This is a genomic window from Sporosarcina luteola, from assembly GCF_023715245.1.
GTDB lineage: Bacteria > Bacillota > Bacilli > Bacillales_A > Planococcaceae > Sporosarcina > Sporosarcina luteola_C.
The window spans coordinates 989,894-1,004,740 of sequence record NZ_JAMBNV010000001.1 but is presented as its reverse complement, the minus strand read 5'-3'; the positions used below and the strand labels follow the sequence as shown (position 1 = coordinate 1,004,740).

The following is a 14,847-nucleotide window of genomic DNA, read 5'->3' as shown; positions in this document are numbered from 1 at the left end:
TAATAGTTGAAGCTGTCCGAAGGGTTTCCGGGCAGCTTCTACTTTTTTGTTACTCAAAAATAAAAACCTCTACCACTGTAGAAGTTTTAACTGTTAGGAACCGATATTCTCTACAATGATTTGTAAAATCAACGCGACAGTTACAACCCGTAAGATCGGCTTCACAAATTTCGGTTTCAGTTTTTCCGCAATACGTACCCCTGTCTGCGCCCCTGTAATAGATCCCAACATTAACAGTAGAGTAAGTGGCCAAATGATTTTCCCAGCAGCAATGTAAGTGATTGCCGCACCAAAGCAACTCGAGAATGTGGCGAGACGAACATAGCCGACTGCGCGTATATATGCCACTTTCAAGTGCCCGAATAAATATAGCATCAATGTGCCTTGCCCCGGACCGAATAATCCATCATAAATCCCGATTCCATATAACCCAGGCACACTCACTTTGCTAAGTTTCAACTTCTCCTGTCCATTGAAATCCCCTTTTCCGATGAACGATGTAATAAATGCAAACGACAAGAGGATAATCGCCAAGATATATAAGTTATCTTCTGAAAGCTTTGTCGCAATGAACCCGCCACTGATGCCCCCAATAAGACTTACTGGAATGATCCAATACGATTCGCGTAAAGAAATCTGTTTGTGCTTCAATAAGAAAAGGAAGCTTGAGAACGAGCTGACCGTGTTGGACACTTTATTCGCGCCGATCGCTGAGTGGATTGGTATGCCGAGCAGCAGCATTGCGGGAAGACTGATCAATCCGCCCCCGCCCGCCAACGTACCGATTGTCGTTGCAATGGCCCCAATGAAAAAGAGTGAAATATATTCCATCATGAACACCCCCTGTGTATAATTCTATTATACTCTTCTAATCGTCATTAGAAAAATCGATAGTTATTATACAAAGGGATAATAATTACTTATCGGACTCAAAATCCGATTTCATATTCTTCTCCCTCTTCGTTGATGACTCTCACTCCGCCGTTTTTACGTTCAAGGCCTATTAAAATATAGGGATTGGTTTCGTCGCTATCCGCTTCTATTTCTCTCACTGTAACAATTGTTTCATCGTCCAACACTTCAACATCAACAGCTTCCAGTTCAAGTTGATTCGTGCCGGTAGAAACGACCACCATCTTTTTCCCTTCGGCAATATCAATGACCTTGAAGCCTTTACGCTCCGTCTTGTCATCTTGCAAGTAATTGACGTATTGCCTCACTGCGGGTTCTTCACTCAATCTCTTCTTATCTAGCACCCAATATTCTTTACCGCAGCCACTTAGTAGCATCATAATTACAAATAAACCAACCAAAAGTTTTTTCAAGTCCCTCTCACCACCCTTCCTTATTATTGAGCAGGCTTTTCTCTAATACGATCCGATGAATTCCCTCATCGTCAGTAAAAGTTTCCGTTATATCAAATCCATGTTTAATATTCACTATCAACATTTCTCTCCATTTATTTCTCGTCTTCGTTTCGATTATTTTATAACCCTTATCCTTCACAAGTCTATGTTGGTGCTCCAAAAGCATAGAGGCAATCCCTTTTCCCCTAAACTCCTCGTGAACTCCCCCATACCAGCTATAGTAGCGGTCCTTTGAAAGACTATATCCAATCTTATAGCCAACTACTTGATTCTCTATCATTGCAACTACAAATAGGATATTCGGCTGTAATGGAGCCTTTTTCGCAAGTTCATCAGCATTGACAAAAATCTTATTATGTAATTGCAAAATCCCATCGAACGTTTTTTCATCAGGCATACCCCAGAAATAGTGAACGTGCGGCATAGCAACATCCTCCCTTCCCAATAGTATACTATATATTTAATTAATTCATATCCTGAAACCTATGAATCAATTTGTCCTACTCGACATACAGTAGACGAAAGATTCAGACTGGAAATAAAGGAGGGAAAGGGTTGGAACAATTTCTTGAGACGATTGTCGGTTGGTTATGGGGGTTGCCGCTCATCTTCACGGTATTGTTTGTTGGACTATATTTCACAATTGGAAGTAAGCTTTTCCAAATTAGTTACTTGCCACATATTTTCAAGGCTACATTCGGAAGATTATTTTCTAAGAGGGATAAGGACGAGGATGCAAAAGGCATCTTAACTCCTTTTCAAGCAGTGAGTACGGCGATTGGCGGGAGCGTCGGTGTTGGAAATATTGGCGGGGTTGCTACTGCAATCGCAGTAGGTGGACCAGGTGCCGTCTTTTGGATGTGGGTCACCGCATTATTAGGCATGATGACGAAGACAGTTGAAGTATCATTGGCCGTTCATTATCGTGGGACGGATGAAAAAGGGAACCCTTACGGCGGCCCGACGTATTACATGGAAAAAGGATTAGGTGAAGAGAAGAAATTCAAGTATTGGAAAATACCAGCTGTCCTTTTCGGATTCGGTATCTTCACTACGTTTTTTATTACCCTTCAAAACTATACCGTTTCTGAAGCTGTAAGCTCTACATTTAATATCGGCATGATTCCTTCTTCATTGATTTACGTCACGCTCATTTACGTCATTATTTACGGGGGCATTAAGCGGATTGGTGAAATCGCGACCAAGCTTATCCCATTCATGAGCATCTTTTATGTATTGGCTTCCCTCTTCATCATCTTGAAGAACTTCGATCAAATCCTTCCCGTTTTTGGACTTATATTCGACAGTGCCTTTACGGGAATGGCGGCTGTCGGGGGCTTTACGGGTGCAGTCATTGCACAAGTGATCCGGATGGGGGTTGCACGTGCGGTTTACAGTAACGAAGCCGGTTGGGGTACTTCCCCAATGATCCACTCCACAGCCAAAACGAATCATCCGATCAAGCAAGGAATGTGGGGAGCTATGGAAGTATTCATCGATACGATCATCATCTGTTCGATGACAGCTTTCACGATCATCATTACAGGGGTTTGGTCATCCGGACTAGATGGCGCTGCGTTGACGTTATCCGCGTTTGAGGCTGGCATCGGAACAACCGGCAGGTATATCATTGCCTTGTCCGTCTTCCTATTCGGCTTGACGACGACGACGGGTTGGTACACGTATTATGAAATCATTTTACGCCATCTGTTCGGTGGAGAAAAGAAAGTCAAAGTGAAGAACAAGACGATTGCGTTCTATAAATGGCTTTATCCGGTTCCGGGCTTACTTATGGTCATCTATGCTGTTTACTACGACATGCCCGGCAAGGCGGTCTGGTATTTCGCAGATATCACAACTGCGATTCCGACGTTCATCAACTTGATTGTCATTATGGTATTGAGCAAGAAGTTCTTCGAGTTGCTACGCGATTATAAGGCAAGGCATTTGAACATCGGGACGATTGATCCGAATTTTAATGTGTTTTATGAAGATAAAGAGAAGAAGTGAAATTACCGTAATGGAATGAGAAGGTTTTGTGCGTGAATGAGAACTTTTCTTCGGAGAACGAGAACTCTTTGCGCGGGAACGAGAACTTCCCGGGGAAGAACGAGAACTCTTTGCGCGGGAACGAGAACTTTTCACCGGAGAACGAGAACTCTTTGCGCGGGAACGAGAACTTCTCGGGGAAGAACGAGAACTCTTTGCGCAGGAACGAGAACTCATAATAAAAGACGGTTGAAGATTAGCGTTTTGCTATTCTTCAACCGTCTTTTTATTCACTTCCGTTTTTTTTTGCAAGTGCTCCAATTTATCCGGATTAGCCATCATAAAAATACGTGAAATTTTATCGTCTTGGAATTCCATCGAGACGACATAAGCAACAGAGTCATTAATTGACACGACAACGCCTGGATAGCCATTTACAACTTCGAATTCCATTCTTGAGTTTTCAGGCAGCTTTTTCATAATGCTTATAAACAATAAGACAATACGCTCTGATGTATAGATTGGATTTAGCGCAGCTTTTACTTTGCCGCCTCCGTCAGAAATAAATACAGAATCTGCCTTCAATAACTCTAGCATTTTAGGGATATTCCCTTTTTGAAGTGCTACCGTAAATTGTTCTACATTGCTTTTCATTGATTGAAAATCCAGTGCAGAAGCTTTCGGTCGATTATTCATGCTTTTTTTGGCTCTGTGAAAAATCTGCCTGCAATTGGCAGATGACTTATCAATAATAGTCGCAATTTCTTCATAGCTATACAGAAAAACTTCTCGTAATAGGTAAACAGCTCGTTCATCTTCAGTTAACTGTTGCAAAAGCAGGAGATAAGCGGTCGAGATAGATTCCTTCATCAAATAAGTAAGTGCAGGGTCATTTCCTGCATCTACCAATGGTTCCGGCAGCCACTCTCCAACATAAACTTCGCGCTTACTTGCAGCTGATCGCAATTTGTCTATGGAGCTATTCATCACAATCTTACATAAATACGCTTTCTCGTTTTCTATGACTTTTTCACTACTTACACGGTTATACGTTATAAACGCCTCTTGTACAAGGTCTTCTGCATCTGCAATACTTCCCGTCATTCGGTAGGCGATGGAAAATAACAAAGGTTTATACGTCTGATACAATTGTTCAGTCTCCAAAACGATTATCCTTCCTTTGCTAAAACCGTTTCTTTTACATGTAAAATTTCTAGCGCAGCACGCTTCCCACTCGCAACAGCAGCGTCAGCTAATACTTCTTCATGGCCCGCCCATTCTCCTGCTATATAGATTCCTTTCATTTCCGGTATGCTTGGACCGGGATTTCCTCTTCGCTTTACATGTGGAAAATCATGCGATACCGTTAGTTTCGGCAAAAACTGTTGTACGACGACTTCTTTTTGCCATCCAGGATGAAGCAAATCCATTACTGATTCTAATTGTTGCTTATCTGCGTTTACGTTTATTTCTTCCATTGGATCATGATATTTAGCTATGCTTACTACCAATGTCCCGTCTTCACTTAATTTTGCAGCTCTTGATTGGTTCGTAAAAAACAAAGCTTGGTCGAGTCCTATCGCAAATTGATGTTTTGGGTTAGGTAACTTATTAATTCCGATATCTAAACAGCATGCCGTAACAGGAATTGCTTGTTCATTCCACAAACGTAAAGAAGTATATTCTGCACCATTCAACATATTCATTGCCTCTTTCGGCGGGGCTGCAATGATACAATTAGGCACATGAATGACCGTACCATCTGAGCATTGTATGATTTGATATTGCTCATGATGTTCAATATTTATAACATTTTTATTGGATACAATTTCAGCTCCCAGTGCTTCTGCCTGCTTCTTAAGGCTTTGAACAATTGTATCCCAACCTTCATCAACATATAAGACACCCGCATGTAATGAACGCTTCACCTGCTTTAAAACAGGCTTTGCCAGCTGTAAAGTCGGGGCATTCGTATAGGAAGTCAATCGACAAATTGAGTAAAATAGACGCCTCACCATTGGATCGGGTATTTCTGAATCCACCCACTCCTTTAGGCTAACTTCCGGAATGGAATAAATAGTTAATCTCATAATCTTACCCATTAATTTACCGAGTATGAACTTGGCTTTCCACGAAAGAAGTGATGATGACATGATTGATGGAAAATCTGTTGGAATGACATGAACTTCATGATTTAAAATGCCGTGAATATGAACACCTTTCGTAGCATTCCCACCTGGAAGAGATAGTCCAAGTTCAGTTAAAATATTTGCAGCATCCCCTGACATATACAATCCATGCGGTCCCAAGTTCAAAAGAACCCCATTTTTTTCATTTGTAATCGCTCTTCCACCTAGACGTTTCGATTTTTCCAAAACAACGACCTTTTTTCCTTCCCTCGCCAGAAAATTAGCTGCTGTCAACCCAGCCAATCCGCCACCAACGACCGCAACATCATAGGTAAACATAAAAAACCCCTCCCACATTTGTTTTGCAATCAAAACGAATGAGGAAAGGGTTTTGTGACAGCTAATATGATCGCGCCCTTAAGTTAAAGGAGATGAAAATCCCTAATTGGGCTTCTCCATGAGAATTCCGTCATCAAATGAAATGTTTTGGTGTTGGGTTACACCATACTTTTTATATGTTATCTTCATCATACTAATATCATCGTCCGTATTAATCCCCTGAAATCTCACTTTTAGTACTACACGAAAGTCTCCATCCACTTCGAAATCCTCAAATGGAAGTAAATTGTTAATTAGCCCTTCATTCTTAGCCGTTTTTTCATCCATTGCCCCAATCAAATTACCATCTGGTGATATTTCTATATATGGCTGTATCTGAAAACCATCCCTATCTTGCGTTATGGATGTTCCATCCTTCTTTATAAATTCTATCTGTTTAAGTGTTGGTCGACCTATCCCTTTCCATGAAAAGTTATAGCTCAAATACATCGCTTCTCCATTTTTAAAATGATCTTCTAAAGCAGTTGTATGACTCCATTTTGTGAACTTGCCACTGCTAACAATATGAATGGATATCCAAATAACTGATATGAAAATGATTAGACCAATTGATATGAACAAAATTTTCTTTTTCAAATAACTCCCCCTAACTTTATTCCGGAATAAAATGTTTTTCTATACTAACATATGGTCAAATAACAATTGCCTTAGTTATTCCTCCAATTTTCCATCCCTTTTTCAAATTCTCATCCGAAATCATTCAGGTTATCGCCATTCCATACAACAAATGATGAATTCCAATCAGCACTTGACGAACAATCTGCTGTAAACACAAGGAAAAGACCAATAATAATACTAATACTAGAATGTTTGCCCATCATCAGTTCACCCCTACTCTCCTATCTATTCCACAAAACGGTGGGAACCCCTTCCTTTTCATGCAATAAAAAACGAAGCGACCCTAACTGGAGCGCTCCGTTTACGAACTATTCAATTATTCTTCAGAGTAATGGAGAGTGACGATGAGGTCTCCTTCTGCTGAATGCTCAGTGCTGATCCTTTGGGAAGTTTCTGCAGAATAAAGGTCGACTCCCTCAAAGTCTACGAATACTTGATTTAAGTATTGTTCATCCACCTTAAGGTAGCTCATTAATTCAAGCTTTCCTTCCCTAAATATAAACTCCAGTTCATCTCCGTACGATAAAATTGTTACTCCATCATCTTTCTCAATCCTCGTATCCGCATCACCAAAATATGTGATGACTTTTGATTCCGGATCGCCAAGTGTGATTCCGTGTAAATAAAGGTTTTCTTTTGCAATCGACACGATTGGCTGTGAATGGTCTAACGCAATGTGATAGCTATTTTCTCCAACTTGCTCCAATGTAAAGCCGGGATTCGAACCTAAATTGGGATCGTCATTTAGTTTGAACCAGACGTTCAGATGACGATCAGGCGTATATTCCATTTTGATTATATGGGCAGTTTCCGCCGAATAGATGTATCGTGTTGTGTCCGACATGAACTTGATCTCAGCTGTATCCATATAGATTTGGCGTGCATGCTCTTCATCCATATCCAGGACGAGAATCGATTCTACCTTGTCTTTATAGAAAAAGACCATTATACGATTGTCATAATTCATTGCCATGTCGGCTCCTGGCGCATCCAAATTATCGACCAACGTGTATGATTCGCCCAATTGATTTATGACGTCCTCTTGCGTATCCTTTACTGTTATCCCATTAACAATGAATACGCCTTCTTCATTTGTGAAGGTCGGCTTGGACAGTTCAAGCACCACTTCCCCATCATCTATAGGTTTTCCTTCATCCTCGGGGGACTCTACGGAATCCACTGGTTCTTCTCCCTTAATTTGCGGTACCTCTGTGTCAGTGGTGGGCTTTCCCTCTTCTTTGTTCATCGTCACTTGAAAGACGAAAAACATAGCGCTTGCCAAGACGGCGGCTGTCATGGCGGCATATTGCCATTTCAATTTTCTTTTCGCCGGTCCCGTTTCAAGCGTCTCCGTCACATTCTCCATGACGCGCTTCTTACTGTCCGACAGGTCTTTCAATTCCGGAGGCAAAAATTTATTCATGATTGAGCACCTCCCATTCGATTCCTTGCAACTGATTCCTCAAAAGCTCTCTGCCTCGTGTAAGCCTTGTCTTCACTGTACTTACTGGGATTGAAATGACGTCTGCGATTTCGGCGAGGGTCATTTCAGTAAAATAAAAATGTACAAGCACTTCCCGCTGTTTTAATGGGAGTCTAAGAATTGCCTCTCCTATTAGTTCTTGCTCATCTTTCTTCACCAATCCATCTGTATTTCGCTTGCCTTCGTGAGGCAATAACGAGGTCTTCAACTGAACTTTTCGGTAGTTCCAACTCCTCAAATAATCCTTGCTTTTATTAACTGTCATTTTAGCCAAATAGGCTTTTAGCTCGCCACGTTCCTCATACTTGCCTTTATTGCCGCAAAACTTGATGAACACCTCTTGTACAATACCTTCTGCTGCATGGAGATCCTTTACATAGCCATACGCGATTCGGAGCAAATATTCTGTATGGCGAACCATAATTTCCGCCAGATCTTCTCGATCCAAATTAGCTTCACTCCTTTCCCTACTTAGTAAACGAAGCCCACCTCTCTTAAGTTTGGAAATCCAATGAGTAAATTCAATTCTCCTATAGGCAACCTGAATCTAACACTTCTAAAAAGGCGCTGGCGTCAAACAATCATGATTGCTAAACAATCGTGAAAAGTTTCTGCACAGCACCTTTACTACGGCTATAATTTAAATTATTTCGGATAATCGGGTGGCTTCATCGATCAGTTCCATACTGACCATTGCGTCAGCCACTATTTTGTACAGTTCTTGGTTGTCTTGAAAAGTATAACTGAGCTGAATATCTCTAAATAATGCAAGTCGTGAAGCAACTGGTGAGGAGCAGAGGTATTCCTGCAACAATATCAAATCTGGATCTATATCCTTGGTAATCGGAAATAATACGTGTTTTTCTCCCTGAGGGAGTGGAGTAGTAACACCTAGTCTATCTTGTGTTTGAATAGCCACATTTCTTTGCCGGTCCTTTTCTACGTGTTGAACGTAGTGATACGGATTGTTAATAATAGGCATCTTGATATTCTCCATCAAAAAATTCGCGACTCTCTCTCGGACCAATTTTTCATTTTCAGACGGTTGATATGGAGAGTTTGCAGCCTCTGTAATCCATTGATTTTTAGCATCTAAATACTTCTCTTCACTTTCAAAATGATTATAAAACAGTTCACCGTCAGTTAAATTAACTCTTAAAAATTCACACAGATTCTTTGCGACTATACGAGTTGGACGGTCTAAATCCATTGGACTTACACAAACAATAGGGGCTACCTCAAGATCAGTTACAGAACTATAGTCAGTAAGAAATCCATAATGTATACCGTCCATTCCAATATTCCCAAATACGACCACATCACATGGTGTATTAAAATATCTGAAGTCCTCAAGAGAAAGGTAAAAATTAAGTCCAAGGTAAAATTGTTCGTTGTCCGCAAGAACATTTTGTAAGTCAATTAATCTATGAAGTGTAGGCGGTATATCATATTTACCAAAATTACTGCCCATTTATATATCCCCTTTTTGGCATTTGAATCTTGCCCTATATCATTCTATCTTGATCTTATCCAATTCTCCTTGTCTAATTTCCGTTCTATTCTCTTTTTGCTTTTTTCAAAAAGAAAAAGCAATAAGACGTCTGCGTGAGATACATTTTGGCTCTTAGAGTTTCGACTGTTTCACAGAAATTAATTTTCATGAGTAAATTTAAGCGTTTATGAGCATTTGAAGCGAATTATGCGTTTTTGGAAAGCTTTATGCGTGATTTTCTTCATTTATGAGTTTTTCTAACGATTTATGCGTTTCTGCACGACTTTATGCGTTTTTCGGTGAAATCAATGGCATTAACGTGTCGGAAAGCAAGTGAAGCTCATGCATCGGCCTTGTCATTGCTACATATAACAGCTTTCGATCGATTGGATGGTCTCTAAAAGGTTCATCGAAGGCGGCGATGATTACTGCGTCGAACTCAAGTCCTTTTGATAAATGGCTTGGTACAATTAACAGACAATCCCCGTTGATATCGGAATTCTCGCCTAATAATTGGGCGGGCATGCCCGACTTTTCAAGCTGTTTGAAGATCTTCTCGGACTCTTTTCTGCTTTTACAAATCAAAGCAATTGAGCGGTGTCCCCTGCTGAGGATTGCTTCATAGATTTCATTCACCTTGGAGGCATTGAGTGCGGAAAGATTATAAAACTCCGGGTCGCTGCCATGGCGGACGACCGGTTCAACAAGTGGTAGATTTTCGTCCATCTGCGCAAGAACTTTATTCGCCAGTTGCATGATTTCGACTGTCGTCCGGTAGCTTTTTTGCAAGGTGGTATACGTGGCACGCGGGAACATTTCCCGAACGGGTTCCCATGACGTTAACGCCCGGTAGCTATGAATTCCTTGTGCCAGGTCCCCGACCATCGTGAACATATCCGTTTCCAGTCCGTCTTGTAGTGCAGCTAGCTGGAATTCGCTGTAATCCTGCACTTCGTCGATGAAGACGACGCGCATTTTCCATTCATCCGCCACGCCGTTCAACTTAGCGTGAAGAAAATAAATGGCTGCCAAATCTTCCGTTTCCCATGCAACACTAGCGTGCGCGGCAAAAAAAGCATCCCTTTCCGAATCGGACCAGTGGCATGCCAGTTCATTATGTAATTGCGGATTCGTCAGCCAATCCCTATACAAACTCTTAATATTTAATTTCTTGAATCTCTTCATATAAGAGGAAACTGTCTTCTTACCTTCCTTTTCAATAGAAGGAAGCCGTTCGTCACGCTCATCCATGACCCTTGTAATACGCGCCCTCCGCTTCTCATCATCACGGATGCCGTACAGCGCTTTATCAAGCGCTTCTTCATACTTGTCGGATAAGAGCTTATATAGTTGCTTCCGTTTCCGGTTCACTTCAGTCTGCATAATGAGCTTGATACGTTCGATCCTTTTCTCAAGAGGCATATAGTTGAAGTCTTGCAGGAACAGCTTCTTCAGGCGGGATCCCCGGATGATCCGGTATTTTTCAATATAGACATCTTCAAAAAGGGCCGCAGTTTCCTGTTCCAGCTTGTCCACATATCGTTGCATAATCTCACGGTAACGGAGCGTCCCTTTCATCCGTGCAATGAAAAGTTGTTCTTCATTCACGGAATCAGCTGCTGTCAACAGCTCCAGCTTTTTATTCGGATCAGCTAGTTTCAGCTTAAGACCTGTAGCGTCCAGAACGTATTCGGCGAAAGTTGTTTGGCAAATACGTCCGACACCCAGTTCTGGGAGTACGTCTCCGATATATTCCATGAACAGCCGGCTCGGTGCCAAAATCATCAGTTTCTCCGACGGAAAATCGGTGCCCATCGTGTAAAGGAAGTAGGAGATCCGGTGAAGGGCGATTGTCGTCTTTCCACTGCCTGCAGCGCCTTGGACGATGATTGGCTGTTTCAGGTTCGCGCGGATGATTTCGTTTTGCTCCGCTTGGATTGTCGAAACGATTTCAGTCAATCGGACATCCGCTTTTCCCGACAAAGCTTCCTGGAGCAATTCATCATTCGTCGTTAAATCAATATCAAGGACATCCAGCAATTCTCCTTCTTCGATTTTGTACTGCCGCTTCGAATATAGATGTCCGCTGATTTCTTCGTCGCGCACTTTATACGTCAAATCTCCCAGTCTGCCATCATAGTAAACATTAGCGACGGGCGAACGCCAATCGACGATGATCGGTTCTTGTGTTTCCTGATGAAAGACAGATGTTTTGCCGATATAAAGGAATTCATCCTTCTCTCCTTCCGCCCTAAAATGGATTCGAGCGAAATAGGGTTTCTGCTGAATCGCTTCGAGCCCTTCTTTTTGGGAGCGGGCCATTTCAAAAAATCGTGTATTCGTTAGGATATTAATGTAGCTCAAACTCGAATCCAAATAGTCCAAGTCGGCCATAGCATGTCGGATTTCATCTTGAGAGGATTGCACGCCGCGCATCGACTCCTCAAGGAGCTTTTGCATGTAGTGCTTCGTGTAGTCAAGGCGCTGTAATTCAAACTCAAAATCGGGATGTTTCTGCATGGACAGTCCTCCGTTTTGCGTATTTTGCGTCCTGCTTTTCGGGCGAGATGTTAGGGTTTACTTGAGACAGAAATTGATTGTACCATTATGCGATGTTTTAGGCAATATGATTTATTCAGAATCGTTGTAACCCCTTTCTGACGAAAAATAAAAGACCCCATTTTAAAGAAACTGAGATCTTTCATAATGAAATTCTATACAATTGACATACTGTCTCGCTTAGAATGACAATTCAACTGACAAAAACTCAGGCAGTTGCTTTTCACGCTTGTCGAGCATAATCTGTTCGGAGTTAATGCCTTGCTCACGCAGTACTTCAATGTTCTGCACAAGGAATTCGTCGCTGCCGACAACATAGAAGAGACCTTCCTTGTCTGCAGCAAGATTTTTCACTTCTTCATAATAGTCTTTACGGTTATCGACGAACTGTGATGTGAACTTCTTGTCAGGTGCGGATGCGAAAATATCTGTGAAAAGGTAGTTTCTTGATGAGTCGATGTTGAGGGAATGAATTTGATTGACATTGTCCGCACGTGCGAAATAATCAAGGACAATCGGTCTGAAGGTTGCCAGGCCGACACCTGATGACAATAGGTACACATTTTTGTCTTCTCTTTTAAGCGGTACATTCGAGTGCGTTTTAAATATGGCGACCTTATCGCCCACTTGATGTTTCCTTAAAACTGATTTGAATTCAGAACATTGCTCTCTGATGCGTGTTGTAATACCGATTGAATTTTCGTGTGGCACAGTAGAAATGGACATGTGGCGAATCAAGCCGCGGTTTGGTTTTTCTCCCGCATTAAAACCTTCCAGTGCGAAATGGGTGTGGGAGCCCTCTTCCCATGTGAAGCCTTCCGGACAGTCGAGCAAGTACGTTTTGACCTCAGACGTTTCTGCGATAATCTTATTTATTTTCGTCCAGTAAATTTGCATTATCTAATCCCCTATTTAAATTATTTGTTTTCTTACTATTAACTATACACTAATTGATAACGTTTATCAATTAGAGCTGTTAGATAAGGTCGAATATACTCTTCAATAATAAAAAATCCCCACGCCGTTTGTTTGGCGTGGAGACTTTCATCAGACTGTAAAACGTCCCATATCGTTTTGTAGTTTTTCTGCTACCTCGGATAGTGTTTGAGCACTCGAAGCGATTTCTTGGTTGGAAGCCAATTGTTCTTCCGTCGATGCACTTGTCGATTGTGCTTCCGTTGATGCTTGCATCGCAAGCTCTTGCACTTTTTTAGAGCTTTCCATCACTTGCTCGCTCATCGTACGAATCTGTTCAATAGCGGCGGACACTGTTCCGACTTTGCTGCTAACATCATTTGAGGCCAACTCGATTTCATTGAATACTTCATTGGTCTTTTCAGTGATGCCCAACCCTTCTCTGACACGATCGGTGCCGGCTTCCGTGCTGTCAACCGCCAAAGTGACGTTTTGAATAATGGCGTCGATCATTCGCCCAATTTCTGCCGCTGAGGTTTTCGATTGTTCAGCAAGGTTCCGCACTTCATTCGCTACTACAGCAAAGCCTTTACCCTGCTCCCCCGCGCGAGCTGCTTCAATCGCTGCATTCAATGCTAAAAGATTCGTTTGTTCGGCAATACCCGTAATAAGCCCTGTCACATTTCGGATCTTTTCCGAATGAACCGCCAGATCAGTAATGATCTCCGAGGATTGCCGGATGGATGTTGATATGTTGGACATTTGATCGGTTACATCTTTCATGAGGCCCGCGCCTTCTCTTACAAGTCGGGAAACCTCAACAGAAGAAGCAAGCATCGCGGCATTGTCATTTGTAATTTGAGTGATGCCGTTTGCCATTTCACTCATTGCACTCGCGGAATCATTGACAAGATGCACTTGCATATCGCTTGCAAGTAAATTCTTCTCAGCTATTTCAGCTACCATTTCGGAAGCAGCAAGACTCTCTTCCGAACTTGCCGTCAACTGTTCGGCTTGTGCGGCTAACTGGTAAGATGAATCTCTTGTGTTCATAATGATAGTTCGTAGATCAGCCTTCATTTCGTTGAAGGCGGTCGCCATTTCACCAATTTCATCCCGATTTTTAATCAGCAAAGGCTCTTCTGCAAAATCCCCTCGTGCCAGCATCTTTAATGCATCTGTCATTTTGCCGACAGGTCGAGTAATGATGTTGCTGATCAGATAAGAGATGATTATGCTCAGAATGGTTATGAGGCCGAGAACTCCTATAATGAAAATACCTGTCGATTTCACCTTTTGTTCAATCTTATCTTCAGCCTTAAGCATCTGCTCACGTTGGTAGGTAACCAATCTTTCCGCATTTATCATAAAGGTGCTTTGATGAGGCTCCGCTTTTTCAGCTAAAACTAGCGCTTCCTCATCTTTTCCTTGATTGAAAGCTGCAAGTGCCTCTTCAGAATAGACTTTGTATTGCTCTGATGCTTCCTTTAACTCCTCAATCAAGGCTCTGCTTTTCTCTGATTCTAGAGAGGAGTCCAGTTGCATCAACTTTTCATCAACTGATTCTAGCAATTCGCCGCGATTCTTCAAATATTTCGTTTCTTTATATAGTAAATAGCCACGCAGATCATTAGACAGCTCAGTTTGATTGGTTGATAGCTGTTCTAGCAGTATTACTTTTTCCATTCGATCGTTAATAAAAGACGTATACTCTTTACTAATGTCTGGTATCGTTAAATAATTCAAGGCTCCTGCGGTAATCATTAAGAGTAATAAGGATAGGAAGCCTGTCCACAACTTTTTCCTTACTGAATATCTCATATTTATCCCCCTATATTCGTAACCCATCATCATTATAAACTACTATCTTCACTCCGCATAGACATAGGTAGATAG

The 14,847-nt window shown here is 41.8% G+C and carries 13 protein-coding genes; 1 reads left to right on the top strand and 12 read right to left on the bottom strand.

Going from position 1 to position 14,847, the window contains the following annotated elements; translation table 11 throughout:
• Positions 1-93: 93 nt before the first annotated feature.
• From M3152_RS04610 to M3152_RS04600, 3 genes are all read right to left on the bottom strand, one after another.
• A complete protein-coding gene (locus tag M3152_RS04610; RefSeq protein WP_251694021.1) occupies positions 94-831 on the bottom strand; it encodes a sulfite exporter TauE/SafE family protein in 738 nt (245 codons plus the stop codon).
• A 98-nt stretch (positions 832-929) separates the two neighbouring features.
• Positions 930-1,325: a hypothetical protein gene (locus tag M3152_RS04605; protein WP_251694020.1), complete on the bottom strand. Its 396-nt coding sequence runs from the start codon at positions 1,323-1,325 to the stop codon at positions 930-932.
• A 7-nt stretch (positions 1,326-1,332) separates the two neighbouring features.
• Positions 1,333-1,791 carry a GNAT family N-acetyltransferase gene (locus M3152_RS04600; RefSeq protein ID WP_251694019.1) on the bottom strand — a complete coding sequence of 153 codons (459 nt, stop codon included), beginning with the start codon at positions 1,789-1,791 and terminating at the stop codon, positions 1,333-1,335.
• A 131-nt stretch (positions 1,792-1,922) separates the two neighbouring features.
• Here M3152_RS04600 and M3152_RS04595 point away from each other — a divergent pair, with 131 nt between their 5' ends.
• On the top strand, positions 1,923-3,377 hold the full coding sequence (locus M3152_RS04595) for an alanine/glycine:cation symporter family protein (protein WP_251694018.1): 1,455 nt from the start codon (positions 1,923-1,925) through the stop codon (positions 3,375-3,377).
• Between the two features lie 246 nt (positions 3,378-3,623).
• On the opposite strand, the gene M3152_RS04590 is transcribed toward M3152_RS04595, so the two are convergent.
• The 9 genes from M3152_RS04590 to M3152_RS04550 form a co-directional block, all read right to left on the bottom strand.
• Positions 3,624-4,520 carry an RNA polymerase sigma-70 factor gene (locus M3152_RS04590; RefSeq protein WP_251694017.1) on the bottom strand — a complete coding sequence of 299 codons (897 nt, stop codon included), beginning with the start codon at positions 4,518-4,520 and terminating at the stop codon, positions 3,624-3,626.
• A 5-nt stretch (positions 4,521-4,525) separates the two neighbouring features.
• Complete coding sequence (locus M3152_RS04585) at positions 4,526-5,824, bottom strand: phytoene desaturase family protein (RefSeq protein ID WP_251694016.1); 1,299 nt, start codon at positions 5,822-5,824, stop codon at positions 4,526-4,528.
• Positions 5,825-5,926: 102 nt separating this feature from the next.
• Positions 5,927-6,460, bottom strand: coding sequence for a hypothetical protein (locus M3152_RS04580; protein ID WP_251694015.1), 534 nt, complete (start codon positions 6,458-6,460; stop codon positions 5,927-5,929).
• A 358-nt stretch (positions 6,461-6,818) separates the two neighbouring features.
• Positions 6,819-7,925 (bottom strand): hypothetical protein, encoded by a 1,107-nt coding sequence (locus M3152_RS04575; RefSeq protein ID WP_251694014.1) that lies wholly within the window; start codon positions 7,923-7,925, stop codon positions 6,819-6,821.
• Positions 7,918-8,433 (bottom strand): RNA polymerase sigma factor, encoded by a 516-nt coding sequence (locus tag M3152_RS04570; RefSeq protein ID WP_251694013.1) that lies wholly within the window; start codon positions 8,431-8,433, stop codon positions 7,918-7,920. The genes M3152_RS04575 and M3152_RS04570 overlap by 8 nt, the downstream gene beginning before the upstream one ends.
• A 192-nt stretch (positions 8,434-8,625) precedes the next feature.
• Complete coding sequence (locus M3152_RS04565; RefSeq protein ID WP_251694012.1) at positions 8,626-9,456, bottom strand: hypothetical protein; 831 nt, start codon at positions 9,454-9,456, stop codon at positions 8,626-8,628.
• Between the two features lie 306 nt (positions 9,457-9,762).
• Entirely contained in the window at positions 9,763-11,997 is a 2,235-nt protein-coding gene (gene helD, locus M3152_RS04560) for an RNA polymerase recycling motor HelD (RefSeq protein WP_251694011.1), read from the bottom strand.
• Positions 11,998-12,216: 219 nt separating this feature from the next.
• Complete coding sequence (locus M3152_RS04555; RefSeq protein WP_251694010.1) at positions 12,217-12,933, bottom strand: dihydropteridine reductase; 717 nt, start codon at positions 12,931-12,933, stop codon at positions 12,217-12,219.
• 150 nt (positions 12,934-13,083) lie between these two features.
• A complete protein-coding gene (locus M3152_RS04550; RefSeq protein ID WP_251694009.1) occupies positions 13,084-14,772 on the bottom strand; it encodes a methyl-accepting chemotaxis protein in 1,689 nt (562 codons plus the stop codon).
• Positions 14,773-14,847: the final 75 nt, after the last annotated feature.